Origin of the sequence: Pseudomonas sp. Colony2 (assembly GCF_019382755.1) — a bacterium.
Classification (GTDB): Bacteria; Pseudomonadota; Gammaproteobacteria; order Pseudomonadales; family Pseudomonadaceae; genus Aquipseudomonas.
Genome location: NZ_CP080030.1, coordinates 6343442 through 6367882 on the forward strand (window position 1 = coordinate 6343442; position 24441 = coordinate 6367882).

Below are 24441 nucleotides of genomic sequence, written 5' to 3' on the forward strand. Positions count from 1 at the left end.
CAGCGCGGGGTCATGCAGGTGCACACTATCAGTTGAACAAGCTGTAGAAGAATAGACGGATGCTATCCCACACGCGTCGGAAGATACCACCTTCGTCGACGGCGTCCAGAGCGATCAGATCGGCGCTGTGCACCACCTTGTCGTCCAGCTTCACTTCGACTTTACCAATCACGTCGCCCTTGGCGATCGGTGCGACCAGTTGCGGGTTCATGGTCATGCTGGCCACCAGCTTCTTGAGCTGGCCTTTAGGCATGGTCAGGGTCAGGTCTTCAGCCAGGCCAGCCTTGACTTGATGGGTCGCGCCTTTCCACACAGGGGCTTGAGCCAGCTCGGTGCCTTTCTGGTAGAAGGTCTGGGTTTCGAAGAAACGGAAGCCATAGGTCAGCAGCTTTTGCGTCTCGGCCGCACGGGCCTGCTCGCTGTTGGTACCGAATACCACGGCAATCAGGCGCTGGCCGTCACGGACAGCGGACGACACCATGCAGTAGCCGGCTTCTTCGGTGTGGCCGGTTTTCAGGCCATCGACGGTCTTGTCACGCCACAGCAACAGGTTGCGGTTAGGCTGCTTGATGTTGTTCCAGAAGAACTCTTTCTGGGAGTAGATCGCGTAGTGCACCGGGTCGACACGAATGATCGCGCGAGCCAGGATCGCCATGTCGTGAGCCGACGAGTAGTGCTCAGGGTTCGGCAGGCCGGTCGGGTTCATGAAGTGGCTGTTGGTCATGCCCAGGTCGGCCACAGTTTTGTTCATCATGTCGGCGAACGCATCTTCGCTGCCGGCGATGTGCTCGGACAGGGCTACGCTGGCGTCGTTACCCGACTGGATGATGATGCCGTGCAGCAGGTCGCTGACGGTCACTTGCGATCCGACCTTGATGAACATCCGCGAACCGCCGGTGCGCCAGGCGTTTTCGCTGACGGTCACCGGATCGTTTTCGCCGATCTGGCCGCGACGGATTTCCAGGGTCGCGATGTAGGCGGTCATCAGCTTGGTCAGGCTGGCTGGGGGCAGGCGCTGGTCACCGTTGTTCTCCACCAGCACGTTGCCGCTGGCGGCGTCCATCAGGACCCAGGCCTTGGCAGCCAGTTGCGGGGAAGCTGGCACCATTTCAACCGCCCAGGCGGCCGGGGTGATGATCAGCGAAAGAAGCAGGCACGTGCGTTTGGCTAAGGTGGTGATGTTCATCCGTCTCTCGAAATTGCTTATGGAAACTTGCCCTCGCGGGCAAAACTATTCAGACAGCCCGTCGCCAGACTGTCGCGTGTTCGGTTGCATGCCCACCCCTTGCCCCTGGGTTTTTATTGTTCAACGAGCCAACAACCAGGGCTCAAACCCGCATGCGAGCCTGAGCCATCAATCCTTTGTACTGCTTACTCGGCGGTGACCACGCTGGGTTGCCCCAGGTTGGCCAGGCGCACGCTGTTCTGCACTTGCGCAACTTCACTCGGCGAGCCGATCGGCCCCATGCGCACACGGTGCAGGGTCTGCTGGTTACGCACAATAGAGCTGATAAAGACTGGCGCGCTGACCATCCCGCTGAGCTTGGACCTTAGCAGCTCTGCCGCGTCCGGGTTGGCGAAAGCGCCGACTTGCAGGTACTGGCCGCCCACGGTAGAGGCTCCCGGTGCTGCATGCGGAATGACCACCGTGTCCGGGGCGTGCTGCGCCGGCGGCGGGGTCCACTGTTCGATCTTGCCGGCCGAGGCCGTGACTTGCGGTTGCGGGGTTTGCGGTTCGTTGAGCATCAACGGCGCCGGCTTGCCACGCTGGGCCCAGTACTGGGCCGGGTCGATACCTTCGACCTTCACCCGGGCGGTGCCGATTTCGGCATACCCGAGTTTCTTGGCGGCGGCGTAGGACAAGTCGATGATCCGGTCCGAATAGAACGGCCCACGGTCATTGACCCGCAGGATTACCGAGCGGTTGTTGTCCAGGTTGGTCACGCGTACATAGCTGGGCAGCGGCAGGGTCTTGTGCGCCGCGCTCATGCCGTACAGGTCATAGACTTCGCCGTTGGCGGTGTTCTGGCCGTGGAACTTGGTCCCGTACCAGGACGCCGTACCTGATTGCACGTAGGTCTTGGAGTCTTGCAGCGGGAAGTAGTTTTTGCCCAGCACGGTATAGGGATTGGCCTTGTAAGGGCCGGTGTGCAGGGTCGGCGTGGCATCCGGGATCTTCGAAACATCCACATCCCACCACGGCGCGCCGTCTTTGTGGGCGCGGTTGATATCCAGCCCCGGCTGGGAGCGGATCGCCGTGCCAGCGGTTTTTTGCACCGGTGCACGACTGGTGGAGCAACTGACCACCAATAACGACAATGCGGCGTACGCCAACAGCTTCAGGGGTTTGTACATCGGTGATACCGGCATTACTTGACGCCCCGTGCTTGGACCAGCATGTCTGACAGTTGATGCACGGCCATGGCGTACATCACACTGCGGTTATAACGCGTGATTGCGTAGAAATTCTTCAGGCCCATCCAGTATTCGGGGCCATTTTCGCCTTCGAGGCGGAACGCCGTCACCGGCATATCATCGCGTGGCGCATTCTGACTCGACCAGCCCAGCGCCCGCAACTCCCCGACCGTCTTGACCGGCTCGATACCCTGGGTCAGGCCTTCATCGGCGCGCTCACCGGTCACATCGGCGCGAATCACCACCGGCTCGCCGGCTACCCAGCCGTGGCGCTTGAAATAGCTGGCGACGCTGCCGATAGCGTCATCGGGGTTGCTCCAGATATTGATATGGCCGTCGCCGTCAAAATCCACGGCGTAGGCGCGAAAGCTGCTCGGCATGAACTGCGGCAAGCCCATGGCCCCGGCGTAGGAGCCCTTGAGGGTCAACGGGTCGACCTGCTCTTCACGGGCCAACAACAGGAACTCGCGCAGCTCTTTGCGGAAGAATTCGGCGCGTGGCGGGTAGTCAAAGCCCAGGGTCGACAAGGCGTCGATCACCCGGTAGCTGCCGGTGTTGCGGCCGTAGAAGGTTTCGATGCCGATGATTGCCACGATCACCTGGGCCGGTACGCCGTATTCCTGCTCGGCGCGGGCCAGCACCGCTTCGTGCTGGCGCCAGAAGTCCACGCCCCGCGCCACGCGGGCGTCGGTCAGGAACATCGGGCGATATTCCTTCCACTGCTTCACGCGCTCGGCGGGCCGGGAGATGGCGTCGAGGATCGCCTGCTTGCGCTGGGCCTCGCGGAACACGCCCATCAGCTGTTCACCGGCGAAACCATAGTCACGGGTCATCTCACCGACAAACTCGGCGACCTGGGGCGAACCGTCGTAGTCGCCGGCCTGCGCTTCCTGCACAGCGGCTCCCAGCAGGCCCAACAGGCCCATCCAGGACACGTGCCGGGCAGCCCAGCCGCGCATTACTTGCATTGACATCTTCACCTTATTCAAACCTGTGCGATCCACTTACGATGGGTATGGATCGACATCAAAACCCCAAACGCTGACAGCAATGTCACCAGCGAAGTTCCGCCGTAGCTAATGAACGGCAACGGCACCCCAACCACCGGCAACAGGCCACTGACCATACCGATGTTGACGAAAACGTAAACAAAAAACGTCATGGTGAGGCTGCCGGCGAGCAATTTGCCAAACAGGGTTTGCGCCTGGGCAGTAATCACCAGGCCGCGCCCGATCAGCAGCAAGTAAATCAGCAACAGTGCGCAGATGCCCACCAGGCCGAACTCCTCGCCCATCACCGCGATAATGAAGTCGGTGTGGCTTTCCGGCAAAAAGTCCAGGTGCGACTGGGTGCCCAGCAGCCAGCCCTTGCCGAATACGCCGCCGGAACCGATGGCCGCCTTGGACTGGATGATGTTCCAGCCGGTGCCCAGCGGATCGCTCTCCGGGTCGAGGAACGTGAGGATTCGCTGCTTCTGGTAGTCGTGCATGAAGAAGAACCACATGGCCACGGCCACCGGCACGGCCGCGGCCAGCACGCTGAGGATCCAGCGCCAGCGCAGCCCCCCCATGAACAGCACGAACGCGCCGCCCGCCAGGATCAGCAGCGAGGTGCCGAGGTCGGGCTGGCGCACGATCAGGATGAACGGCACGCCGATCAATATCAGGCTGATGCCCACGTGCTTGAGCTGGGGCGGCAGTGTGCGTTTTGACAGGTACCAGGCGATGGTCGCAGGCATCAAAATCTTCATGAATTCCGACGGCTGGAAGCGAATCACCCCCGGGATGTTGATCCAGCGCGTCGCGCCCATGGCGTTGTGACCCATGACATCCACCACCACCAGCAGCAACACGCCGGCGACATACCCCAGCGGCACCCAGCGCGCCATGAAGCGCGGCTCCAGCTGGGCGATCACCACCATCGACAACAGGCCCAGGCCAAACGACGACGCCTGTTTGATCAGCAAGTCCCAGTTCTTGCCACTGGCCGAATACAACACGAACAGGCTGCCGGCGGCCAGGGTCAGCAGCAGGATCAGCAACGGGCCATCAATGTGCATGCGCTGCAGCAAAGTGGCGCGGCGGCGCATCACATCCTCGCTGGAGAGGATGCGGTCAAAATTACTCTTCAAGGGCCGTAGCCTCCACACTGGATGGGGTGCCGCCATATTCGGGCTTGAGCTTGCCGTCTTCGGTCAACAGCCAGGCATCCATGATCTGCCGCACCACGGGCGCTGCTACGCCGGAACCGGATTCACCGTTCTCGACCATCACCGCCACGACGATCTTCGGGTTGTCGGCCGGGGCAAAGCCGACGAACAAGGCGTGGTCACGGTGGCGCTCCTGAACCTTGGAGCGGTCGTATTTCTCGCCCTGCTTGATCGCGACCACCTGGGCCGTACCGCTCTTGCCGGCAATCCGGTATTGCGCGCCGGCTGCCGCTTTACGAGCAGTACCCCGGGCGCCGTGCATCACTTGCTGCATGCCGTGGTTGACCTTGGTCCAGTCGGACGGGTCGCGCAGCACAATGTCGGGAATCGGGTTTTCGTCCACCGGGCGTTCGCCCTCGATGGTCTTGGCCAGGTGCGGGCGGTTCCACACACCCTTGTTGGCCACCAGCGCGGTGGCCTGGGCCAGTTGCAGCGGCGTGGCCTGCATGTAGCCCTGGCCGATCCCCAGGATCAGGGTTTCGCCCGGGAACCAAGCCTGGCGCCGCGTCGCACGCTTCCACTCGCGGGACGGCATCAGTCCCGGGGATTCTTCGAACATGTCCAGGGAGACTTTCTGACCAAGGCCGAACTTGCCCATGTAGGCCGACAGCCGATCAATCCCCAGCTTGTGGGCCAGGTCATAGAAGTAGGTGTCGTTGGAACGCATGATCGCCGTATCCAGGTCCACATAACCGTCGCCGGTGCGGTTCCAGTTACGGTATTTGTGATCGTAGTTGGGCAGCATGTAGTAGCCGGGGTCGAACACCCGGCTCGATGCCGTGACCACGCCCGAGTCCAGGCCGGCAATCGCCACCGCCGGCTTGATGGTCGAGCCCGGCGGATACAGGCCGCGCAATACGCGGTTGAACAGCGGCCGGTCGATGGAATCACGCAGCTCGGCGTAGGCCTTGAAGCTGATCCCGGTGACAAACAGGTTGGGGTCAAAACTTGGCTGGCTGACCATCGCCAGCACTTCGCCAGTGCTCGGGTCCAGTGCCACCACGGCACCCCGGCGACCGCCCAGGGCCATCTCCGCCGCTTCCTGCAACTTGATGTCCAGGCTCAGCACGATGTCCTTGCCCGGCACCGGGTCTGTACGCTTGAGCACCCGTAGCACGCGGCCACGGGCGTTGGTCTCGACTTCCTCATAACCCACCTGGCCGTGCAGTTCCGGCTCGTAGAAACGCTCGATGCCGGTCTTGCCGATATGGTGGGTGCCGCTGTAGTTGACCGGGTCGAGGGTCTTCAGCTCTTTCTCGTTGATCCGGCCCATGTAGCCGACCGAATGCGCGAAGTGCGCCCCTTGCGGGTAGTGCCGCACCAACTGCGCCACCACTTCCACACCTGGCAGCCGGAACTGGTTCACCGCGATCCGGGCGATCTGCTCTTCGGTCAGCTCGAACAGGATCGGCACCGGCTCAAACGGCCGGCGCCCCTGTTTCATGCGCTTTTCGAAAATCACCCGGTCTTCCGGCGTCAGTTGCAGCACCTCGACGATCACATTGAGGATCTGCTGCCAGTCCCCGGAGCGTTCGCGGGTCATGCTCAGGCTGAAGCTGGGCCGGTTATCCGCTACCACCACGCCATTGCGGTCGAAAATCAGCCCACGGGTCGGCGGAATCGGCTGCACGTGCACCCGGTTGTTTTCCGACAATGTGGAGTGATAGTCGTACTGGATCACCTGCAGGAAATACAGGCGCGCAATCAGCACCCCCAGCAATGCCACCACCAAAATCGCGCCAAAGACCACCCGCGCGCGTACAAGACGTGCGTCTTTCTCGTGGTCCTTGATGCGGATCGGCTGGGTCATCAGGCAGGGCGCAGATTATTTGTGGTAAGGGTGCCCGGACAGAACTGTCCAGGCGCGATACAGCTGTTCACCGATCAGAATTCTTACCAGCGGGTGCGGCAGTGTCAGGGGCGACAGCGACCAGCGCTGGTCCGCCCGCGCGCACACTTCCGGCGCCAGCCCCTCGGGGCCGCCGACCATGAAGTTGACCGTGCGCGAATCCAGGCGCCAGCGATCCAGTTCCACCGCCAACTGCTCGGTGCTCCAAGGCTTGCCGTGCACTTCGAGGGTCACGATCCGCTCGTTGGGTCCGACCTTGGCCAGCATGGCTTCGCCTTCCTGACGGATAAAGCGGGCCACGTCGGCGTTCTTGCCCCGGGTGTTGAGCGGTATTTCCACCAGTTCCAGCGCCAATTCGGATGGCAGGCGCTTGGCATATTCATGCCAGCCTTCTTCCACCCACTTGGGCATGCGTGAACCGACAGCGATCAGACGCAGGCGCACAGCCGTTCCTTATTCCTGGTCTTTGTTGAGCTTGTCGAAGTGCGCGTGGCCGACTTCAGGGCTGTGGTGCTTGCCATCGGCGGCACGGCTCTGCTCGGCGCCTTTCCACAGACGCTCCAGGTCGTAGAACTGACGGGCGTTGCTGGTCATCATGTGAACGATCACGTCGTCCATGTCCAGCAGTACCCAGTCGCTGTCGCCCTTGCCTTCTTCACCCAATGGCTTGACGCCCTGGGCTTTGACCGCTTCGCGAACCTTGTCCAGCATCGCGCCGATCTGGCGGTTGGAGGTACCGGTGGCGATGATCATGAAGTCGGTGATGCTCTGCTTGTCGCGCACGTCCAGGACCTGGATGTCCTGGGCCTTCACGTCTTCCAGGGCAGCCACGGCAACCTTCACCAGCTCTTCGCCGGCCAGCTCAGGGCCGGTGTGGGCTTCTACTGGCAGAGGAGCGCTCTTGAACGTGCCTTTGCGCTTAACTTTGCTTACGTCTTTGTTCGTCATATAAAACTCGTTTTGCTCGTATGTTCGGGCGCTCGCTGCACGACTGTTCGTGCGTTCAAGCGCGCCTTTTCAGTTCGACGCACGGTAAAGCCCGTGCGCATCGATGTAGGCCAGGACCGCGTCAGGCACCAGGAAACGTACCGACTTCCCGCTGGCCAGCAGTTGACGGATCTGGGTGGCAGACACCGCAAGCGGGGTTTGCCAGACGAATGCAATATTCCCGCTCGGCCCGGTCAGGGCCAAAGGGTCACTTACCGACCGCGCCGCCAGCAGGTTGCGCAAGGCATCCGGCGATTCTGCGTCGGCATCCGGGCGTTGCAGCACCAGGATGTGGCAATGCTGGAGCAACTCTTCCCAGCGATGCCAAGTGGGCAGGCCGCAAAACGCGTCCCAGCCCAAAAGTAGAAATAACTGGTCATCCGCGGCCAACTCGGCCCGCATCAGTTCCAGGGTGTCGACAGTGTAGGACGGTTTGTCGCGCTTGAGTTCGCGGTCGTCCACCACCAGCGGTGCAATGCCGGCCACAGCAAGGCGGACCATCTCCAGGCGCTGCTGCGCAGACACCTGCGGCGTATCGCGATGCGGCGGCCGGGCATTCGGTGCCAGGCGCAGTTCATCCAGCCCGAGGGCGTCCGCGACTTCCAGTGCACTGCGCAAATGGCCGATGTGCACGGGGTCGAAGGTGCCGCCGAGCAGCCCGATGCGTTTACCCATCAAGTGCGCACATGACCGTCACCGAACACCACGTACTTCTCGCTGGTCAGCCCTTCCAGGCCAACCGGGCCGCGTGCGTGGAGCTTGTCGGTGGAGATACCGATCTCCGCCCCCAGGCCGTACTCGAAGCCGTCGGCAAAGCGCGTCGAGGCGTTGACCATCACCGAAGCGGAATCCACTTCGTTGAGGAAACGCCGGGCATCACTGAAATGCTCGGTGACAATGGCGTCGGTGTGCTTGGAGCCGTATTGATTGATGTGTTCGATGGCCTGGTCCAGGTCGTCGACGATGCGGATCGACAGGATCGGCGCCGTGTATTCGGTGTACCAGTCCTGCTCGGTGGCCTCGATCACGTCGCTGCCGAGGATCGCCCGGGTACGCTCGCAACCACGCAGTTCAACGCCCTTGTCGCGGTAGATGGCAGCCAGCGGCGGCAGCACGCGATCGGCAATGCCGACGTGCACCAGCAGGGTTTCCATGGTGTTGCACGGGGCGTAGCGGTGAGTCTTGGCGTTGTCGGCAATGCGGATCGCCTTGTCGAGGTCGGCGGCGATGTCGATGAACACGTGGCAGACGCCGTCCAGGTGCTTGATAACTGGCACCTTGGCATCACGGCTCACGCGTTCGATCAGGCTCTTGCCACCCCGTGGCACGATCACGTCGACGAACTCAGGCATGGTGATAAGCGCACCAACGGCAGCGCGGTCAGTGGTCTCGACCACTTGCACCACTTCGGCCGGCAGTTCAGCCACGGCCAGGCCCTGCTGAATGCACGCGGCGATGGCACGGTTGGAATTGATGGCCTCGGAACCGCCCCGCAGGATGGTGGCGTTGCCCGACTTGAGGCACAGGCTCGCGGCGTCGATGGTCACGTTCGGGCGTGACTCATAGATGATGCCGATCACGCCCAGGGGCACGCGCATCTTGCCGACTTGAATGCCGGAGGGCAGGTAGCGCATGTCGCGGATTTCACCGATGGGGTCAGGCAGCTTGGCCACCTGACGCAAGCCTTCGATCATGTCGTCGATCCGCGCCGGCGTCAGCGCCAGGCGATCCAGCAATGCAGGCTCCAGGCCATTGGCGCGACCGTTGGCCAAATCCTGTTCATTGGCGGCGCTCAGCTCGGAGCGCGAAGCATCCAGAGCGTCGGCGGCCGCCAGCAAGGCGCGGTTCTTCTGCGCAGTGCTCGCACGGGCGATCAACCGCGAGGCCTGACGGGCAGCGCGACCCAGGCGGGTCATGTAGTCAAGAACGGACTCAGTCATGGTCTGGTGGGGTCTTGGCAAAGAGGAAAGCGGCAGATTATAGCTGTGACGCCGTCCTACGGACAGCGGTGAGGGGCGGATGGTCGAAATGAACTGTAAAAACCCGACGTTCAGCGGGAATTAAGGCTGGAGTTGTTATCATCCTGTCACATTTAGCCGTATTACCTTTGATCGCCATGTCCAGTTTCTCGCCGCTGATCCCCGCCAACGCCCTGCCCGACGGCTTTTTCGACCGCGACGCGCAACTGCTCGCGCGCGAATTGCTCGGAAAAGTCATTCGCCATCGTGTTGGTGATTTGTGGCTGTCGGCACGAATTATCGAAACCGAAGCGTATTACCTCGCCGAAAAAGGCAGCCACGCGTCCTTGGGCTACACAGAAAAGCGTAAGGCTTTGTTTCTGGATGGCGGGCACATCTGTATGTACTACGCCCGCGGCGGTGATTCGCTGAACTTCAGCGCCCACGGTCCGGGCAATGCGGTGCTGATCAAATCAGCCTATCCGTGGGTCGACGAAGTCTCCGGCCCGGCCAGCCTGGCGCAGATGCTGCTGAATAACCCGGACGCCAGCGGCAGGCCACGACCCTCGCAAAAGCTGTGCGCCGGCCAGACCTTGCTGTGCAAGGCGCTGGGTTTGAAGGTGCCGATGTGGGACGCCAAGCGCTTTGACCAGGAACTGCTCTACGTGGAAGACGTAGGGCTGGCGCCAGCGCAGATCATCCAGACCACCCGCCTGGGCATTCCCGGTGGGCGCGATGAACACCTGATGTACCGCTTCGTCGATGCCGGTTATGCGCCGTATTGCACACGGAACCCGCTGCGCCGGGGCCAGGTCGAAGGCCGCGACTATTTTTTGATTTGAAAACATACATAAACCTGTAGGAGCCCGGCTTGCCCGGCGATAGCGGACTCAAGGACGCCATCGCCGGCAAGCCGGGCTCCCACAAGGACGATCTACAAAAGGGAGTTGATTGTATGGGCCCATGGCTCGATAGCATTACCGGCTGGCTGACCCTGAACCCGCAATGGCTGGCCGTGGCGGTGTTTATCGTGGCGTGCGTGGAGTGTCTGGCCATTGCCGGCCTGATCGTACCTGGCACGGTATTGCTGTTTGCCATCGCCGCCCTGGCCGGCAGCGGCGCACTGTCCCTGGGAGAAACCCTGTTGCTGGGCTTCCTCGGCGGCGTGTTGGGCGATGTTGTTTCCTACTTCCTCGGTCGCCATTTCCACCAGAACATCCGGCGCCTTCCCGGCCTGCGGCATCACCCGGAATGGATGAGCGGCGCCGAGGCTTACTTCCAGAAGTACGGCATCGCCAGCCTGTTGGTAGGCCGCTTCATTGGCCCGCTGCGGCCGATGTTGCCGATGGTTGCGGGCATGTGCGACATGCCCTTCCCGCGTTTTGCCGCCGTGAGCCTGCTGGCCGGTGCAGGCTGGTCGGTGGCGTATCTGTTGCCGGGCTGGGCCACCGGCGCGGCCTTCCGCCTGCCATTGCCCGAAGGCTTCTGGCCAGAGGCCGGGATTGTCGCCGCCTGTCTCGCAGTGTTGATCGGCGTAAGCCTCAACAGCAGCCTGCGCGGCCATCGGCGCGCCACCCTATGGATTGGCTGCATCGGCGGCACACTGTTGATCGCGTTGTTTATCGGCTATCCCTACCTCAACGACTTTGACCAGGGCTTGATGGCACTGATGCAGGAACACCGCGGCCCGGCGATCGACCGGGCAATGGTGATGGTGACCCAGCTCGGCGAGTTCAAGAAGATGTTTGTCGCCAGCGCGGTGCTGACCGGCCTGCTGGTGGTGGCGCGGCAATGGCGCCAGGCAATCTTTGTCGGCGCCACCCTGCTGGGCGCGGCGCTGATCAATACCGGGACCAAGCTGTTTTTTGCGCGGATGCGCCCCGAAGTGCTGACCGACCCACTCACCAGCTTCAGCATGCCCAGCGGCCATGCGTCCGGCTCGTTTGCATTCTTCCTGGCCTTGGCAGTGCTTGCCGGTCGCGGTCAACCGACACGACTGCGCCTGACCTGGCTGATGCTTGGCTGCATTCCCGCCGCCACCATCGCGATTTCCCGGGTGTACCTGGGTGCACACTGGCCGACGGACATCCTGGCCGGCACCCTGCTGGCAATGACGGTGTGCGCCTTCAGCCTGACGTTAAGCCAGCACCGCAGCCTGTTGCCACCGATGCCGCCGAGAGTCTGGTGGCTGATCCTGCCGGTGTGTGGCGCGGTGCTCGGGTTCATTGCGTTTACCGGCACTTCCCACGCGCTGCTGAGGTATGCCTACTAGGCAGGCCCCAGCCAATCCAGGGGTGCAGCGCGGCGTTCGACGCTGCGCTCGCGCCGCTCCAGAAGCATTTCGTCAGCCATCTCCGCGGCGCGTTCGGCGATGTACTCCGCGCCGCGACCGTCGTTCATATGAAGAATTTGCGTGGTGACGGCCATAAAAAACGCATCCCACACGACTTGCTCCGATTGCGAAAGCCGAATCATCCTTTCCCCCTGATCATCGTTACGTGACTGCCAACTATTTCAGGCAACGGGATCAGGACAACCACGGAAAATCTGAAGACCGGGAAGGACAAGTCCGAGTGACACTCGCGGGTCAGGTGAACAGCTCGCCCTGCAACTCATCCAGCAGCAACTGGATCGCGTCCAGGCGCTGTTGCGGGTCATCGAGTTGCAACAGGTCGATCTTGTCGGCCTCGGTAAAGGGCAGCAGATAGGCCAACTGATTGCCCAGGGCTTGCTGGCCATCGGCGTGGGTGCCCATATCCAAAGACGCCACCATCGGATGCTCGGCCAGGGCATGAAGCAACGCCAGCAAGTCAGCGTCTTCCTCTTCCAGCGGTTGCTCGGGATGCTCGTGCAGCCATTGCACCTCGGCCACCAGTAACTGGTCCTTCTGCACACCGGCATCACGCACGCGGAAACGCCGGCCACCCTCGACCCGAATCCCCAGCAGGCCATTGTCCTGCTGCTTGAAGTCGCGGATCAGCGCCTCGCAGCCAATCAACGCATAGCCATCCGGCGCCAGCCCCACTTCCTTGCCGTCGAGGATGCACACCACGCCAAAGCTTTCGCCCTTTTTCATGCAGCGGCTGATCATGTCCAGGTAACGCGCCTCGAACAGCTGCAGGTCGAGGGTGCACCCGGGAAACAGCACGGTATTGAGCGGGAAAAGCGCCAGACTCATAAAGGTTTCCTTAAACCCGACTTAAATAACCAGCGACACAGCCAACGGCAGGAGCACCGCCGTGGCCACGCCCATCAGACTCATGGCCAGCGCCGCAAAGGCGCCGGTCTCTTCGCTTTCCTGCAAGGCCACCGACGTACCTACGGCGTGGGCGGTCATGCCCAGCGCCATACCGCGCGCTTCGGGGCTGTGCACGCCCAACCGTGACAGATACGCCGGACCGATCATCGCGCCGATCACCCCGGTGATCAGCACGAACACCGCCGCCAATGCCGCCACGCCGCCGATCTGCTCGGCCACCAGCATCGCAATCGGTGAGGTCACGGACTTGGGTGCCATGGTCATCAGCATCATGTGTTCGGCGCCAAACCACCAGCCCAACAGCACGCACAGGCCGGTGGCCAATACGCCTCCCACCACCAGCGTAGTAAAAATCGGCCAGAACAATTGGCGAATTCGTCGCAGATTCAGGTAAAGCGGCACCGCCAGGGCTACCGTCGCCGGGCCCAGCAGGATGCTCATGATCTCGGTGCTCTTGCGGTACTCGACGTACGTCAGGCCACAGCCGAGCAACACGCCGATCACCAACAGCATCGACACCAGCACCGGTTGCAGGAAAATCCAGCGGGTTTTCTCGAAACCGGCCAGCACCAGCTGATAGGCGCCGAGGGTGATGCCGATGCCGAACAACGGGTGATGAATCACGGCGGCCCAGGCGCCCTGCCAGTCCAGTGTCATTGGCCGTCCTCCCGCTGCGCCTGGCGCTTGACCAGTTTCTGCATCAGCACGCCGACAAAGCCCATGGCGATCACCAGCGACAACACCAGCGCGCCGACGATGGCCCAGAAGTCGGCGGCAATGTCCTTGGCATACACCATCACGCCGACCGCAGGCGGCACCAGCAGCAATGGCAAATAACGCAGCAGGCTGCTGGCCGCCAGGCTCAGGGGTTCACCGACTTCGCCGCGCCACACCAGGAAGGCCAGCATCAGCAGCAGCCCGATAATCGGCCCCGGCAGCACCGGGACAAACAAATGATTGATCGCCGTGCCGAGTAATTGAAACAGCACCAGCCATGTCAGACCGCGTAACAGCATCCGTTCTTCCCCCCAAAAGCGTGTCGGCATTATAAGCACGCTGCCTCTATGGAGCGGCATTCGCCAAAAGCATGGTGGGTTGACCGGGCCAAGTGCCCGTGATGATCTACATTGGTTCTCTGGACCTGTCCAAAACTACAAAAACGATGAAGCCAACCGAGCAAAGAAGGAGAGTCGCAATGCCCTCAGTACCCGTAGCGCAACTCAAAGAATATGTCGGCAAGGAACTGGGACGTTCTGCATGGCTCACCATCGACCAGGAACGTATCAACCTGTTCGCGGAAGCCACCGGCGATTTTCAGTTCATCCACGTCGACCCGGTGAAAGCCGCCCAGACCCCGTTTGGCGGCACCATCGCCCACGGTTTCCTGTCGCTGTCGCTGATACCCAAGCTGATCGAAGACATCCTGATCATGCCCGAAGGCCTGAAGATGGCGGTCAACTATGGCCTGGACAGCGTGCGTTTCATCCAGCCCGTGAAGGTCGACTCCAGGGTGCGCCTGGCCGTGACCCTGACCGACGCCACCGAGAAAAAACCTGGGCAATGGTTGCTTAAAGCCACCTGCACCCTGGAAATCGATGGCCAGGAAAAACCGGCCTACATTGCAGAATCGTTGTCACTCTGCTTCGTCTGAAGCTTGGCTGTGGTGAGCGCGTCCGCTCACCACAATTCATGTAAATTTATGTATAGATCTCGCAGCTGCGGCATACTCGGCGCTCAATTATCCGGATCCCGCTATGCGCCCACTCGCTCCCCTTGCTCTTGTCCTGTTGCTCACCGCGTGCGGCGACGGCGAATCGCTGTTGCCGCCCGATGCGCGGCTGCCCGATGGCGGTCGTTACCGTGGCGACGTGGTCAATGGCTTGCTGCAAGGCCAGGGCCGGGTGGATTACCCCAATGGCAGCTGGTACGCGGGCCAGTTCGATAAAGGCCAGTGGCACGGCCAGGGCGAATGGCATGGCAGCAACGGCGAGGTCTATAAAGGCCAGTTCCAGCAGGGCCTGTTCGACGGCCAGGGCAGCCTGACCACGTCGGGCAACAGCTACGTCGGCGGTTTCAAACAAGGTAAGCGCAACGGCGAAGGCACCCTCAAAGAGGGGCAGATGACCTATCGCGGCGAATTCAAGGACGACCAGTATTCCGGCCTCGGCCGCCTCGAGTTGGCCGACGGCAGCCAGTACCAGGGCCAGTTCGCCCACGGCAAGCCCAACGGCGAAGGCCAGCGCAACGACGACAGCGGCAACCAGTTCAGCGGCCGCTTCGTCGATGGCCAACTGGAGGGCAACGGCACCTTCAACAGCGCCGACGGCGACATGTACATCGGCCATTTCAAACAAAACCAGCTCAACGGCAAGGGCCGCTACGAAAACGCCGACGGCGACGTATGGATCGGCGAATTCAAGGAAGGCGCCCTCAGCGGCAAGGGCGAACTGATCGGCGTCGATGGCAGCCACTACGTCGGCCAGTTCGTCGACTGGCGCTTCACAGGCACAGGCCGCCTGAACCTCACCGACGGCAGCTTCTATATTGGCGGCTTCGACAGCGACAGCTATCAAGGTCGTGGCACTTTGGTGCTCACCGACGGCACCGTGCAGGCCGGCACCTGGGTCAACGGCATGCGCGTGCGCGACGCCGAGGGCAAATTGTTGCCTGACCCGCTGGAAATCGGCCTGTTTGCCCAGGGCCACTTGCTGGATGCCGCCCTCGCCGCCGTGCCCGCGTCCAAATCGGGGGTGGAGCTGTACACCCTGGTGGTGGCCGGCGACGGCAAACAAAGCGTGTTCCTGCGCGAAGCCGACTACGTCAGCAACATGCTCGCCACGCGCTTCGGCGCCTACGGCCAGATCCGCCTGGTGAACCATCGCGACCATATTGCCGACCGCCCGATGGCCACTCGCGAAAGCCTGCGCCGCGCAGTCCAGACCTTGGCCGAACGCAGTGGCCCGCAAGACCTGGTGTTTATCTACCTGACCAGCCACGGCACCCACGAGCACGAACTGGTGCTCGACCAGCCGCGCATGGAGCTGGCCGACCTGCCGGCCGATGAGCTGGCCGCCGTGCTGGCACCGCTGAAGAACCGCGACAAGATCATCGTGATTTCGGCCTGCTACTCCGGCGGGTTCATCCCGGCCCTGAAGGACGAACACACCCTGATCATGACCGCCTCACGGGCCGATCGGGTGTCGTTCGGCTGCTCCGAAGAGGCCGACTTCACCTACTTCGGCGACGCCCTCTTCGCCCAGGCCTTCAACCAGACCGACGACTTGCAGCAAGCCTTCAAGCTGGCACAGACCCACGTGGCCGAACGCGAACAGGCGGACAACTTCGAAGCCTCCGAACCGCAGATCTGGGCCCCCAAAGGCGTAATCGCCCATTGGCAATTATTACGCAAACAGCAGGCACGAAAGGCGCTCGAAAGCGTCTCAATGAATAGCAAGGAAGCCAAGAGCAACTAAGCTGAATCTGTATCAAGGGGGAAACATCATGTACCTGACGCCTCAGCATATCTTGCTCGCCGGAGCCTCCGGCTTGACCGGGGAGCACCTGCTGGACCGCCTGCTCAACGAGCCGACCGTGACCCGCGTGCTGGCACCCAGCCGCAAGCCTCTGGCCGAGCATCCACACCTGGAAAACCCGGTGGGCGACCCGGCAGTATTCCTGCCGCAACTGAGCGGCCAGGTGGACATCGCCTTCTGCTGCCTGGGCACCACCATCAAGCAGGCCGGCTCCGAAGAAGCGTTCCGCGCCGTCGACCTGGACATGGTCGTGGCCTTTGCCAAGCGCGCCCGGGAAATGGGGGCGCGGCACCTGATCGTGATCAGCGCAATCGGCGCCGACCCGAAATCCTCGATCTTCTACAACCGCGTCAAGGGCGAGATGGAACAGGCGTTGAAAGCCCAGGATTGGCCGCAGTTGACCATCGTCCGACCTTCGCTGTTGTTGGGTGAGCGATTGGAACCGCGGCTGGCCGAGCAACTGGCCGGGCCATTGTCGCGGCTGATTCCGGGCAAGTACCACGGCATTGAAGTGTGCGAACTGGCGCGGGCGATGTGGCGACTGGCGCTGGAAGAGCAGGATGGGGTGCGGGTTATAGAGTCGGACGAGCTGCGCAAGCTCGGCAAGTAACCCGTAATTCCAGGCCGAACACAATCAAAATGTGGGAGCGGGCTTGCTCGCGAATGCGGTGGATCAGTCAATGATACAGTGACTGATCCACCGCATTCGCGAGCAAGCCCGCTCCCACATTGGATTTCTGTTAATACTGGGATAAGTACTACAGCCCGCCCGTCGCATTGAACCCAACCCCCAGCACCGTCAGCACCGACAGCGGCAACAGCAGCGTGTCGAGCAAGGCACTGGCCGGCAGGTCGACATGGGGATAGCTCGGCGCCTCGGCCCCAAAACGGTCCATCGCGCAGCACCCGCCCTGAATCGCATACATGTCCAGCCGCGTGCCGGCATACACCACCGGCGCGCCGGGCTGGGCGGCGTCCAGGGTTCGCGCAGTCGCACACCCGGTCAGTTGCAGCGCCAGCAGCACCATCAATAGTTTATTCATCACTGCTCAAATGGTGCTCGCCCCAGCGCGGCAGCATGTCCTGGGGAATGTTCAGCAGGTTGAGAATCCGCGCCACCACAAAGTCCACCAGGTCATCGATGGTCTGCGGCTGGTGATAGAAGCCCGGCGACGCCGGCAAGATAGTCACGCCCATGTTCGACAGCTTGAGCATGTGCTCCAGATGGATGCTCGAATACGGCGCTTCGCGCGGCACCAGAATCAACTGGCGACGCTCCTTCAAGGTCACGTCCGCCGCGCGCTCGATCAGATTGTTGCAGGCGCCCGTGGCAATCGCCGACAGGGTCCCGGTGGAACACGGCACCACCACCATCGCGGCCGGTGCACCGGAGCCCGACGCCACCGGTGACATCCAGTCTTCCTTGCCATAGACCTTGATCTGCCCCGCCGCCGCACCGGTGTACTCGGTGAGGAAGGCCTGCATCATCTGCACTTTGGGCGGCAACGCCACATCGGTCTCGGTGGCCAGCACCAGTTGCGCGGCCTTGGAGATCAGGAAGTGCACCTCGCGGTCTTCGCGCACCAGGCAGTCCAGCAGGCGCAAGCCATAGGGCGCGCCGGACGCACCGGTCATCGCCAGGGTGACGCGTTCCGGGCCGCTCACTTCAGGGCCTCGGCGAGTTTGCCATGCAGGCCGCCAAAGCCGCCGTTGCTCATGATCACCACGTGAGTGCCGGGCCTGGCCTGGTGTTTCACGTGCTCGATGATGCCTTCCAGTGAGTCGCGGCAAATCGACGGCACCGTGCACAACGCGGCGATGGCAGGCAGGTCCCAACCGAGGTTGGCCGGCGCGTACCACACAACCTGGTCGGCATCGTTGACGCTTTCCGGCAAACCATCACGGTGGGCGCCCAGCTTCATGGAGTTGGAGCGCGGCTCGATAATCGCGATCACCTGGGCATCACCCACACGCTTGCGCAAGCCATCCAGGGTGGTGGCGATGGCCGTCGGGTGGTGGGCAAAGTCGTCATAGATGGTAATCCCATTCACTTCGGCGACCTTTTCCATCCGGCGCTTGACGCTTTTGAACGCGCTCAAGGCCGCAATGCCCATGGACGGCACCACGCCGACATGCCGCGCAGCCGCCAGGGTGACCAAGGCATTGGCGACGTTGTGCTGGCCGGTCATGTCCCAATCGACGATGCCTTGGGCGACGCCTTCGAACAGTACTTCAAATTTGGAGCCATCTTCGCTCAGCAGTTTGACCTGCCATTGGCCGCCAGCACCGGTGGTTTGTACCGGGGTCCAGCAGCCCATCTCGATAACTCGCTGCAGGGCAGGTTCGGTGGTGGGGTGAATCACCAGGCCTTCGCTGGGAATGGTGCGCACCAAGTGGTGGAACTGCCGCTCGATGGCCGCCAGATCAGGGAAGATGTCCGCGTGATCGAACTCCAGGTTGTTCAGGATCGCCGTACGCGGGCGGTAGTGAACGAACTTGGAGCGTTTGTCGAAGAACGCGCTGTCGTATTCATCGGCTTCGATGACAAAAAACGGGGTGTCGCCGAGGCGCGCCGACACCGAGAAATTCTGCGGCACGCCACCAATCAGGAAGCCCGGGCTCATGCCCGCATGCTCCAGCACCCAGGCCAGCATGCTGCTGGTGGTGGTCTTGCCATGGGTACCGGCAACGGCGAGTACCCAACGGCCTTGCAACACATGGTCGGCTAGCCATTGCGGGCCAGACACGTACGGCAAACCTTTATTCAGTACATATTCGACTGCCGGGTTACCGCGCACCATGGCATTGCCGATCACGACAAGGTCCGGGACCGGGTCGAATTGCGCCGGGTCATAACCTTGGGTCAGCTCAATGCCCTGGGCCTGCAGTTGCGTGCTCATGGGTGGGTAAACGTTGGCATCGGAGCCAGTAACATGATGGCCCAGTTCTTTGGCGAGCACCGCCATCGAGCCCATGAACGTGCCGCAAATACCGAGAATATGAATGTGCATAGTCGACCTCGTAAAACATCGAGGCAGGTTAGCGCAGGGAATGGAAAATCGCACTCTTTAGCTGTAGCACGCAGGCCTTGGGGGGTAGCCGCCATTATTTGTCAGAGCGTAGGGGAATATTCGATAAGTCCGGTACCACAGGATGCATGCATGGCATCGGACCCATCGCCAGTTTGACTGAACATCATCCATGACTCGAAAGTTTACGCGGGGTTATGTCACACGACTTTTGTTTCGGCAGACTCTGCCGGTAATGACATCGTGCCCATGTGCAACAACTTCCCTATGAACTTGTTTAATGCGTCGAATTTTTTATCAATAACATCCAGACGGCCTTTGTCATCGGTGCCGTCTGCGGGAGTGGCAATGTAAGGCCGGAATACCATGTCGTTTTCGTCCCCCAGTTTTTTAAGCTGTTCCTCCGCAGTTTTATACAAGGCCTCAAGCGTTTCGAGGCGCTCGCTTGGCGTACGCGACGAGGAGTCGCTCATTTTAAGTGCCGGAGCATTCGTTCCTTGACGCATTGCCATAATATTGTTGGCAATGACTTCCATGCGCAACTCGGCCAGGCCCAAGCGCGCGGTCGTGGCACCCGTGTCGGTGTCCTGCGTGGCGACGACCGATGTTGTCCCGTCGGTTTTCGCGGCAGGCACCTGCGTGCTTGGAGCCGGCTGGTGAGCCGGAGGGAGCAGTGGCGTATTGTTTGTAAACTGCGCCTTGATTGTCTCGCCAGACCAAACCGAGCCTGCGTAGGTACCAATACTCAGGGGAGCGCTGACCAATCCGCTTATACCCGCACTGACAAAGGCGTCGCGGGCTACCGTTGCCGCCTGGGGCGAGGTGTTGAACACCCCGGCCTTGACCAGCCGATCAGCAACCATCAGGTTTTGAGTCACCTGTGCCAAATCTTTAGGATCTGCGCTGGCCTGAGGCTTGAACGGCCGGTTGGCAGGCCCTTGGTTCATCAATTTTTGTTGTGTCAGCGTTTGAAAATTATTGGGTTTCTCGGGCTTGGGTAGCGTTGTGGAGGTATCTGTGGCCGGATTTTTCCCTAACCGGGGTTTAGGTTGGGGAGCTATTGGAGGGGAGCTGCCCTGGCCACCGGGACGTACTATCAGAGGCGTTACACCGCCATTGCGCGGGGCCGGTGGTGTATTCACTGGAGGTAGATTGACCGTGTTGGGCCGAATTCTAATACTATTCATGATTATTATCTCACTTGTTGTTACTATTTACGCATAAGCGCTATTAGCGAGTTATCGAGACAATCGACAACCGCCAACTTAGTAACTAAACAGATAATGAACGTTCCAGAAGACAGTCACCCACACACGAAAATACATGACAAAACATTAATACGGTGCGACGCCAATTATTTAACGCACAGTCGCCCACAACACAGATTGATCACTCACAGCCAGAACAGGTAACGTCATCATTAAACCTGACGCGCTATACCATACTTACGTAACTTTCTATAAAGCGTATTTCTACTGACTCCAAGCACGGTCGCCACGTGCGTCATATGCCAGCGTTGCTGCACCAATGTTGCCAGCAATGCCTGGCGCTCGGCAGCATCCAGCAATGAGTTTGCCGGTTCACTCATCGCCACCGGCAGGGTTTGCACGGCACGAATCTGTGCAGGCAGGTCATCAAGCCTCACCCGCCCGTCCTCACACAGTGCGGCAAGGGTGCGCAACACCGTGCGCAACTGCCGCACGTTGCCCGGCCACGCGAACGCCAACAGGGCCTGGCGGGCCTCTCCGTCAAGCTGCACCGCCTGATCTCCCGCTTCTTCGGCCAACAGGAAGTCCAGCAGTTGCAACTTGTCACTGCGCTCGCGCAACGGCGGCAAGGCCACTTCCAGGCCATTGAGCCGGTAATACAGGTCTTCACGAAAACTACCGTCCTGCACCCGATCAAGCAGATTACGGTGGGTAGCGCTGATAATTCTGACGTCCACCGCTTGCGGTTCACCGCCGATGGGCACTACCAAGCGGTCTTCAAGCACCCTTAATAGCCGGGTTTGCAAAGCCAGCGGCATATCGCCGATTTCATCCAGAAACAACGTGCCACCATCTGCCTGCTGCAGCTTGCCGCGCATGCCTTCCTTGCGGGCGCCGGTAAAACTGCCGCCGCGATAACCGAACAGCTCGCTTTCGATGAGGCTTTCCGGGATGGCTGCGCAGTTGAGGGCCACAAAGGCTTTATCTGCGCGCAGGCTTGCATGGTGCACGGCCTTGGCAAACGCCTCTTTGCCAGACCCGGTTTCCCCCTGGATCAGCAAAGGCACATCACGCTCGAACACCCGCAAGGCTCTGCGGAAATCGTTTTGCAGCGCCGCGTCTCCAAGGCAAATGCCCGGCAATCGCGGCCGCTCCGGCAAGGCGTGGGCCACCGGCACCGGTACGCTGCGTGGCTGGCCGCGCAACACCGCGAACAAGCCACGGCCATCGCGGGTACGCAGGGGCCAACTGGCGCTGGCGTTCGCGCTGGCACGCCCGAGCAACTCATCGAGCGAACAATCGAAAAACGCCTCGACCGGCTGCCCCAACAACCCGCCACGGATTTGCCCGAGCAGGTTCAGCGCACTCTGGTTAACCGCACAAATGCGCCCTTCACCATCGAACGCCAGCAGCCCTTCGCTGAACAGGCCCACAGACTCTGCCTGCAAATGAAAGCGCAGCAACCAGTGGTGCTCAAAATGGCGCAGGAAGTAACAGCTCTCGATCATCTTCGCCGAAAGATTGACCAGCGCCATGGTGTGGAACTGGCTCTGGCGCGACACCGCCTCCCGGGCCGAAGACACATCCAGCACCGCCAGCAGTTCGCCATGAGGGTCGAACACCGGGCTGGCCGAGCAGGTCAGGCCGGTATGTCGGCCACGAAAATGTTCATCGCGATGAATCGTCAGGGACTGGCGCTCCACCAGGCAGGTGCCGATGCCGTTGGTGCCTTCGCAGGCCTCGCTCCAATCGGCACCCAGCCACAGCCCGGCACCCTCGAAGATCTTGCGCTCGCTGGGGGCGGTGACGCAGTTGAGGATCACCCCACGGGCGTCGGTCAGCAGCACCGCATGGCCGGCGCCGGAGAGCTGTTGATGCAGGCTGTTCATTTCATTGCCGGCGATGCTCAGCACTTGTTGCAGGCGTTCGCGGCTTTCCAGCAGGCGGCCATGTTCGAGCACCGTGGGCGCGATGGTCAGTGCGGGGTCGAGGTGATAGTCCTCAAGACAACGCAGCCAGGAGCGGGCGATGGACGGATCGCTGCCGGGGCCATGCAGCGGGTCCTGCCCACGGGTGACCGTCAGGACTTGTTGGGCATGGCGACTGAAATGATCGTTTTGCATGTTCTTATTATTCTCCCTGCGTGAAGTACACCGCGCGCGAGTGTCCAGCATCCTCCAGGCTCCCAACCAATGCAATCCCGGGAAGACCCACCGGTCACAGCCTGTACCGTTTGTGGCACAAAATGTCACCATGGCTGTATCAACCCTGCCACAGCAACCACTTGCAACAATCGCATAAGCCTTGATTTACGGGGGTTGCAAGGCACTGGCCCGACCTTTGCTCTACGCTTTAACAAGCACAACCGTGCGTCCTCCAATAAACACAAAAAGCCAGGAGATACCCACCATGCGTTACGCACACCCCGGTACTGAAGGCGCGATCGTTTCGTTCAAGGCCAAGTACGGCAACTACATCGGCGGTGAGTTTGTCGCGCCGGTCGATGGCAACTATTTCACCAACACCTCGCCGGTCAACGGCAAGCCCATCGCCGAATTCCCGCGCTCCACTGCCAAGGATATCGACAAGGCCCTGGACGCCGCCCACGCCGCCGCTGACGCCTGGGGCAAGACCTCGGCCCAGGACCGCTCGCTGGTGCTGCTGAAAATCGCCGACCGCATCGAACAGAACCTCGAACTGCTAGCCATCACCGAAACCTGGGACAACGGCAAGGCCGTGCGCGAAACCCTGAACGCCGACATCCCGCTGGCCGCGGATCACTTCCGCTACTTCGCCGGCTGCATCCGCGCCCAGGAAGGCAGCAGCGCCGAGATCAACGAACACACCGCCGCTTACCACTTCCACGAACCGCTGGGCGTGGTCGGCCAGATCATCCCGTGGAACTTCCCGCTGCTGATGGCCGCCTGGAAACTCGCGCCAGCCCTGGCCGCCGGTAACTGCGTGGTGCTCAAGCCTGCCGAGCAAACCCCGCTGGGCATCAACGTGCTGATGGAACTGATCGGCGACCTGCTGCCGCCGGGCGTGCTGAACGTGGTGCACGGCTACGGCAAAGAAGCCGGCGAAGCCCTGGCCACCAGCAAGCGCATCGCCAAGATCGCCTTCACCGGCTCCACGCCGGTGGGCTCGCACATCATGCACGCAGCCGCCGAGAACATCATTCCGTCCACCGTTGAGCTGGGCGGCAAGTCGCCGAACATCTTCTTCGCCGACATCATGAAAGCCGAACCGCAATTCATCGAGAAGGCCGCCGAAGGTTTGGTGCTGGCGTTCTTCAACCAGGGCGAAGTGTGCACCTGCCCTTCCCGCGCGCTGGTGGAAGAGTCGATCTACGACGACTTCATGAAAGTGGTGATGAAAAAGGTCGAGTCGATCAAACGTGGCGACCCGCTGGACACCGACACCATGGTCGGCGCCCAGGCGTCCGAGCAGCAATTCGACAAGATTTTGTCCTACCTCGAAATCGCCAAGGGCGAAGGCGCCGAGCTGCTCACCGGCGGCAAGGTCGAGAAGCTGACCGGCGATCTGGCCACCGGCTATTACATCCAGCCGACCCTGCTCAAGGGCACCAACAAGATGCGGGTGTTCCAGGAAGAAATCTTTGGCCCGGTGGTGAGCATCACCACGTTCAAGGATGAAGCCGAAGCCCTGGCGATTGCCAACGACACCGAGTTCGGCCTGGGTGCCGGCCTGTGGACCCGCGACATCAACCGCGCGTACCGCATGGGCCGGGCGATCAAGGCCGGGCGTGTATGGACCAACTGCTACCACCTGTACCCGGCGCATGCCGCGTTCGGTGGTTACAAGAAGTCCGGTGTGGGCCGTGAGACTCACAAGATGATGCTTGATCACTATCAGCAGACCAAAAACCTGCTGGTGAGCTACGACATCAACCCACTGGGCTTCTTCTAACTCACAACCCGCTCCCACATTTAAAATGCAATAAAAATGTGGGAGCGGGCTTGCTCGCGAATGC

The 24441-nt window shown here is 61.4% G+C and carries 24 protein-coding genes; 6 read left to right on the forward strand and 18 right to left on the reverse strand.

Translation table 11 applies throughout. From position 1 onward, the window contains the following. Positions 1–28: 28 nt before the first annotated feature. The 9 genes from JV201_RS25820 to JV201_RS25860 all read right to left on the reverse strand — a co-directional run bounded on the left by JV201_RS25820 (position 29) and on the right by JV201_RS25860 (position 9400). Positions 29–1186: a D-alanyl-D-alanine carboxypeptidase family protein gene (locus JV201_RS25820; protein ID WP_003215437.1), complete on the reverse strand. Its 1158-nt coding sequence runs from the start codon at positions 1184–1186 to the stop codon at positions 29–31. 185 nt (positions 1187–1371) lie between these two features. Next, on the reverse strand, positions 1372–2370 hold the full coding sequence (locus tag JV201_RS25825; RefSeq protein ID WP_003215436.1) for a septal ring lytic transglycosylase RlpA family protein: 999 nt from the start codon (positions 2368–2370) through the stop codon (positions 1372–1374). After that, positions 2370–3383 carry a lytic murein transglycosylase B gene (mltB, locus tag JV201_RS25830; RefSeq protein ID WP_003215435.1) on the reverse strand — a complete coding sequence of 338 codons (1014 nt, stop codon included), beginning with the start codon at positions 3381–3383 and terminating at the stop codon, positions 2370–2372. The genes JV201_RS25825 and mltB overlap by 1 nt, the downstream gene beginning before the upstream one ends. Before the next feature lie 17 nt (positions 3384–3400). Further along, complete coding sequence (gene rodA / locus JV201_RS25835; protein WP_050442794.1) at positions 3401–4504, reverse strand: rod shape-determining protein RodA; 1104 nt, start codon at positions 4502–4504, stop codon at positions 3401–3403. A 31-nt stretch (positions 4505–4535) separates the two neighbouring features. Beyond that, the gene (gene mrdA / locus JV201_RS25840) at positions 4536–6434 is read right to left on the reverse strand and encodes a penicillin-binding protein 2 (RefSeq protein WP_219406189.1); all 1899 of its coding nucleotides are present in this window, start codon (positions 6432–6434) and stop codon (positions 4536–4538) included. Positions 6435–6449: 15 nt separating this feature from the next. Further along, positions 6450–6917, reverse strand: coding sequence for a 23S rRNA (pseudouridine(1915)-N(3))-methyltransferase RlmH (rlmH, locus tag JV201_RS25845; protein WP_003185785.1), 468 nt, complete (start codon positions 6915–6917; stop codon positions 6450–6452). 9 nt (positions 6918–6926) lie between these two features. Further along, complete coding sequence (gene rsfS / locus JV201_RS25850) at positions 6927–7421, reverse strand: ribosome silencing factor (protein WP_003215432.1); 495 nt, start codon at positions 7419–7421, stop codon at positions 6927–6929. Positions 7422–7490: 69 nt separating this feature from the next. Then, positions 7491–8135: a nicotinate-nucleotide adenylyltransferase gene (gene nadD, locus JV201_RS25855; protein WP_003215431.1), complete on the reverse strand. Its 645-nt coding sequence runs from the start codon at positions 8133–8135 to the stop codon at positions 7491–7493. Next, positions 8135–9400, reverse strand: coding sequence for a glutamate-5-semialdehyde dehydrogenase (locus tag JV201_RS25860; RefSeq protein ID WP_003215430.1), 1266 nt, complete (start codon positions 9398–9400; stop codon positions 8135–8137). Before JV201_RS25860 ends, nadD begins: the two co-directional genes overlap by 1 nt. Before the next feature lie 176 nt (positions 9401–9576). On the opposite strand from JV201_RS25860, the gene JV201_RS25865 reads away from it, so the two are divergent. Next, positions 9577–10260: a DNA-3-methyladenine glycosylase gene (locus tag JV201_RS25865; RefSeq protein ID WP_219406190.1), complete on the forward strand. Its 684-nt coding sequence runs from the start codon at positions 9577–9579 to the stop codon at positions 10258–10260. A 113-nt stretch (positions 10261–10373) separates the two neighbouring features. Then, positions 10374–11690 (forward strand): bifunctional DedA family/phosphatase PAP2 family protein, encoded by a 1317-nt coding sequence (locus JV201_RS25870; protein ID WP_219406191.1) that lies wholly within the window; start codon positions 10374–10376, stop codon positions 11688–11690. Here JV201_RS25870 and JV201_RS25875 read toward each other — a convergent pair. The 4 genes from JV201_RS25875 to JV201_RS25890 all read right to left on the reverse strand — a co-directional run bounded on the left by JV201_RS25875 (position 11687) and on the right by JV201_RS25890 (position 13693). Next, a complete protein-coding gene (locus tag JV201_RS25875; RefSeq protein ID WP_003215427.1) occupies positions 11687–11893 on the reverse strand; it encodes a hypothetical protein in 207 nt (68 codons plus the stop codon). The genes JV201_RS25870 and JV201_RS25875 overlap by 4 nt on opposite strands. A 112-nt stretch (positions 11894–12005) precedes the next feature. Further along, a complete protein-coding gene (locus JV201_RS25880; RefSeq protein WP_003215426.1) occupies positions 12006–12596 on the reverse strand; it encodes an LON peptidase substrate-binding domain-containing protein in 591 nt (196 codons plus the stop codon). Between the two features lie 21 nt (positions 12597–12617). Next, on the reverse strand, positions 12618–13334 hold the full coding sequence (locus tag JV201_RS25885; protein WP_177081812.1) for an LrgB family protein: 717 nt from the start codon (positions 13332–13334) through the stop codon (positions 12618–12620). Beyond that, positions 13331–13693 (reverse strand): CidA/LrgA family protein, encoded by a 363-nt coding sequence (locus JV201_RS25890; protein ID WP_003215424.1) that lies wholly within the window; start codon positions 13691–13693, stop codon positions 13331–13333. Before JV201_RS25890 ends, JV201_RS25885 begins: the two co-directional genes overlap by 4 nt. A 179-nt stretch (positions 13694–13872) precedes the next feature. On the opposite strand from JV201_RS25890, the gene JV201_RS25895 reads away from it, so the two are divergent. The 3 genes from JV201_RS25895 to JV201_RS25905 all read left to right on the forward strand — a co-directional run bounded on the left by JV201_RS25895 (position 13873) and on the right by JV201_RS25905 (position 16820). Then, the gene (locus JV201_RS25895; RefSeq protein WP_003215423.1) at positions 13873–14328 is read left to right on the forward strand and encodes a MaoC family dehydratase; all 456 of its coding nucleotides are present in this window, start codon (positions 13873–13875) and stop codon (positions 14326–14328) included. A gap of 103 nt (positions 14329–14431) precedes the next feature. After that, the gene (locus tag JV201_RS25900; RefSeq protein ID WP_008436527.1) at positions 14432–16150 is read left to right on the forward strand and encodes a C13 family peptidase; all 1719 of its coding nucleotides are present in this window, start codon (positions 14432–14434) and stop codon (positions 16148–16150) included. 28 nt (positions 16151–16178) lie between these two features. Beyond that, entirely contained in the window at positions 16179–16820 is a 642-nt protein-coding gene (locus JV201_RS25905) for an oxidoreductase (RefSeq protein ID WP_003215421.1), read from the forward strand. Positions 16821–16968: 148 nt separating this feature from the next. On the opposite strand, the gene JV201_RS25910 is transcribed toward JV201_RS25905, so the two are convergent. The 5 genes from JV201_RS25910 to JV201_RS25930 all read right to left on the reverse strand — a co-directional run bounded on the left by JV201_RS25910 (position 16969) and on the right by JV201_RS25930 (position 22570). After that, entirely contained in the window at positions 16969–17253 is a 285-nt protein-coding gene (locus tag JV201_RS25910; protein ID WP_023659172.1) for a YceK/YidQ family lipoprotein, read from the reverse strand. After that, entirely contained in the window at positions 17246–17875 is a 630-nt protein-coding gene (gene ubiX, locus JV201_RS25915) for a flavin prenyltransferase UbiX (protein WP_003219402.1), read from the reverse strand. Before ubiX ends, JV201_RS25910 begins: the two co-directional genes overlap by 8 nt. Further along, on the reverse strand, positions 17872–19221 hold the full coding sequence (gene mpl / locus JV201_RS25920; protein WP_003219401.1) for a UDP-N-acetylmuramate:L-alanyl-gamma-D-glutamyl-meso-diaminopimelate ligase: 1350 nt from the start codon (positions 19219–19221) through the stop codon (positions 17872–17874). The genes ubiX and mpl overlap by 4 nt, the downstream gene beginning before the upstream one ends. A gap of 218 nt (positions 19222–19439) precedes the next feature. Next, positions 19440–20426 carry a hypothetical protein gene (locus tag JV201_RS25925; protein ID WP_257903270.1) on the reverse strand — a complete coding sequence of 329 codons (987 nt, stop codon included), beginning with the start codon at positions 20424–20426 and terminating at the stop codon, positions 19440–19442. A 233-nt stretch (positions 20427–20659) separates the two neighbouring features. Beyond that, a complete protein-coding gene (locus JV201_RS25930; protein ID WP_008436524.1) occupies positions 20660–22570 on the reverse strand; it encodes a sigma-54-dependent Fis family transcriptional regulator in 1911 nt (636 codons plus the stop codon). A gap of 286 nt (positions 22571–22856) precedes the next feature. Here JV201_RS25930 and JV201_RS25935 point away from each other — a divergent pair, with 286 nt between their 5' ends. Then, the gene (locus JV201_RS25935; RefSeq protein ID WP_003219398.1) at positions 22857–24377 is read left to right on the forward strand and encodes an aldehyde dehydrogenase family protein; all 1521 of its coding nucleotides are present in this window, start codon (positions 22857–22859) and stop codon (positions 24375–24377) included. The last annotated feature ends 64 nt before the right edge of the window (positions 24378–24441 follow it).

What these genes read in the sequence shown, in the direction of transcription:
- JV201_RS25820 (WP_003215437.1), bottom strand. Translation starts at nt 1,186, where the DNA reads ATGAACATCACCACCTTAGCCAAACGCACGTGCCTGCTTCTTTCGCTG.
- JV201_RS25825 (WP_003215436.1), bottom strand. Translation starts at nt 2,370, where the DNA reads ATGCCGGTATCACCGATGTACAAACCCCTGAAGCTGTTGGCGTACGCC.
- mltB (WP_003215435.1), bottom strand. Translation starts at nt 3,383, where the DNA reads ATGCAAGTAATGCGCGGCTGGGCTGCCCGGCACGTGTCCTGGATGGGC.
- rodA (WP_050442794.1), bottom strand. Translation starts at nt 4,504, where the DNA reads ATGCGCCGCCGCGCCACTTTGCTGCAGCGCATGCACATTGATGGCCCG.
- mrdA (WP_219406189.1), bottom strand. Translation starts at nt 6,434, where the DNA reads ATGACCCAGCCGATCCGCATCAAGGACCACGAGAAAGACGCACGTCTT.
- rsfS (WP_003215432.1), bottom strand. Translation starts at nt 7,421, where the DNA reads ATGACGAACAAAGACGTAAGCAAAGTTAAGCGCAAAGGCACGTTCAAG.
- nadD (WP_003215431.1), bottom strand. Translation starts at nt 8,135, where the DNA reads ATGGGTAAACGCATCGGGCTGCTCGGCGGCACCTTCGACCCCGTGCAC.
- JV201_RS25860 (WP_003215430.1), bottom strand. Translation starts at nt 9,400, where the DNA reads ATGACTGAGTCCGTTCTTGACTACATGACCCGCCTGGGTCGCGCTGCC.
- JV201_RS25865 (WP_219406190.1), top strand. Translation starts at nt 9,577, where the DNA reads ATGTCCAGTTTCTCGCCGCTGATCCCCGCCAACGCCCTGCCCGACGGC.
- JV201_RS25870 (WP_219406191.1), top strand. Translation starts at nt 10,374, where the DNA reads ATGGGCCCATGGCTCGATAGCATTACCGGCTGGCTGACCCTGAACCCG.
- JV201_RS25875 (WP_003215427.1), bottom strand. Translation starts at nt 11,893, where the DNA reads ATGATTCGGCTTTCGCAATCGGAGCAAGTCGTGTGGGATGCGTTTTTT.
- JV201_RS25880 (WP_003215426.1), bottom strand. Translation starts at nt 12,596, where the DNA reads ATGAGTCTGGCGCTTTTCCCGCTCAATACCGTGCTGTTTCCCGGGTGC.
- JV201_RS25885 (WP_177081812.1), bottom strand. Translation starts at nt 13,334, where the DNA reads ATGACACTGGACTGGCAGGGCGCCTGGGCCGCCGTGATTCATCACCCG.
- JV201_RS25890 (WP_003215424.1), bottom strand. Translation starts at nt 13,693, where the DNA reads ATGCTGTTACGCGGTCTGACATGGCTGGTGCTGTTTCAATTACTCGGC.
- JV201_RS25895 (WP_003215423.1), top strand. Translation starts at nt 13,873, where the DNA reads ATGCCCTCAGTACCCGTAGCGCAACTCAAAGAATATGTCGGCAAGGAA.
- JV201_RS25900 (WP_008436527.1), top strand. Translation starts at nt 14,432, where the DNA reads ATGCGCCCACTCGCTCCCCTTGCTCTTGTCCTGTTGCTCACCGCGTGC.
- JV201_RS25905 (WP_003215421.1), top strand. Translation starts at nt 16,179, where the DNA reads ATGTACCTGACGCCTCAGCATATCTTGCTCGCCGGAGCCTCCGGCTTG.
- JV201_RS25910 (WP_023659172.1), bottom strand. Translation starts at nt 17,253, where the DNA reads ATGAATAAACTATTGATGGTGCTGCTGGCGCTGCAACTGACCGGGTGT.
- mpl (WP_003219401.1), bottom strand. Translation starts at nt 19,221, where the DNA reads ATGCACATTCATATTCTCGGTATTTGCGGCACGTTCATGGGCTCGATG.
- JV201_RS25925 (WP_257903270.1), bottom strand. Translation starts at nt 20,426, where the DNA reads ATGAATAGTATTAGAATTCGGCCCAACACGGTCAATCTACCTCCAGTG.
- JV201_RS25930 (WP_008436524.1), bottom strand. Translation starts at nt 22,570, where the DNA reads ATGCAAAACGATCATTTCAGTCGCCATGCCCAACAAGTCCTGACGGTC.
- JV201_RS25935 (WP_003219398.1), top strand. Translation starts at nt 22,857, where the DNA reads ATGCGTTACGCACACCCCGGTACTGAAGGCGCGATCGTTTCGTTCAAG.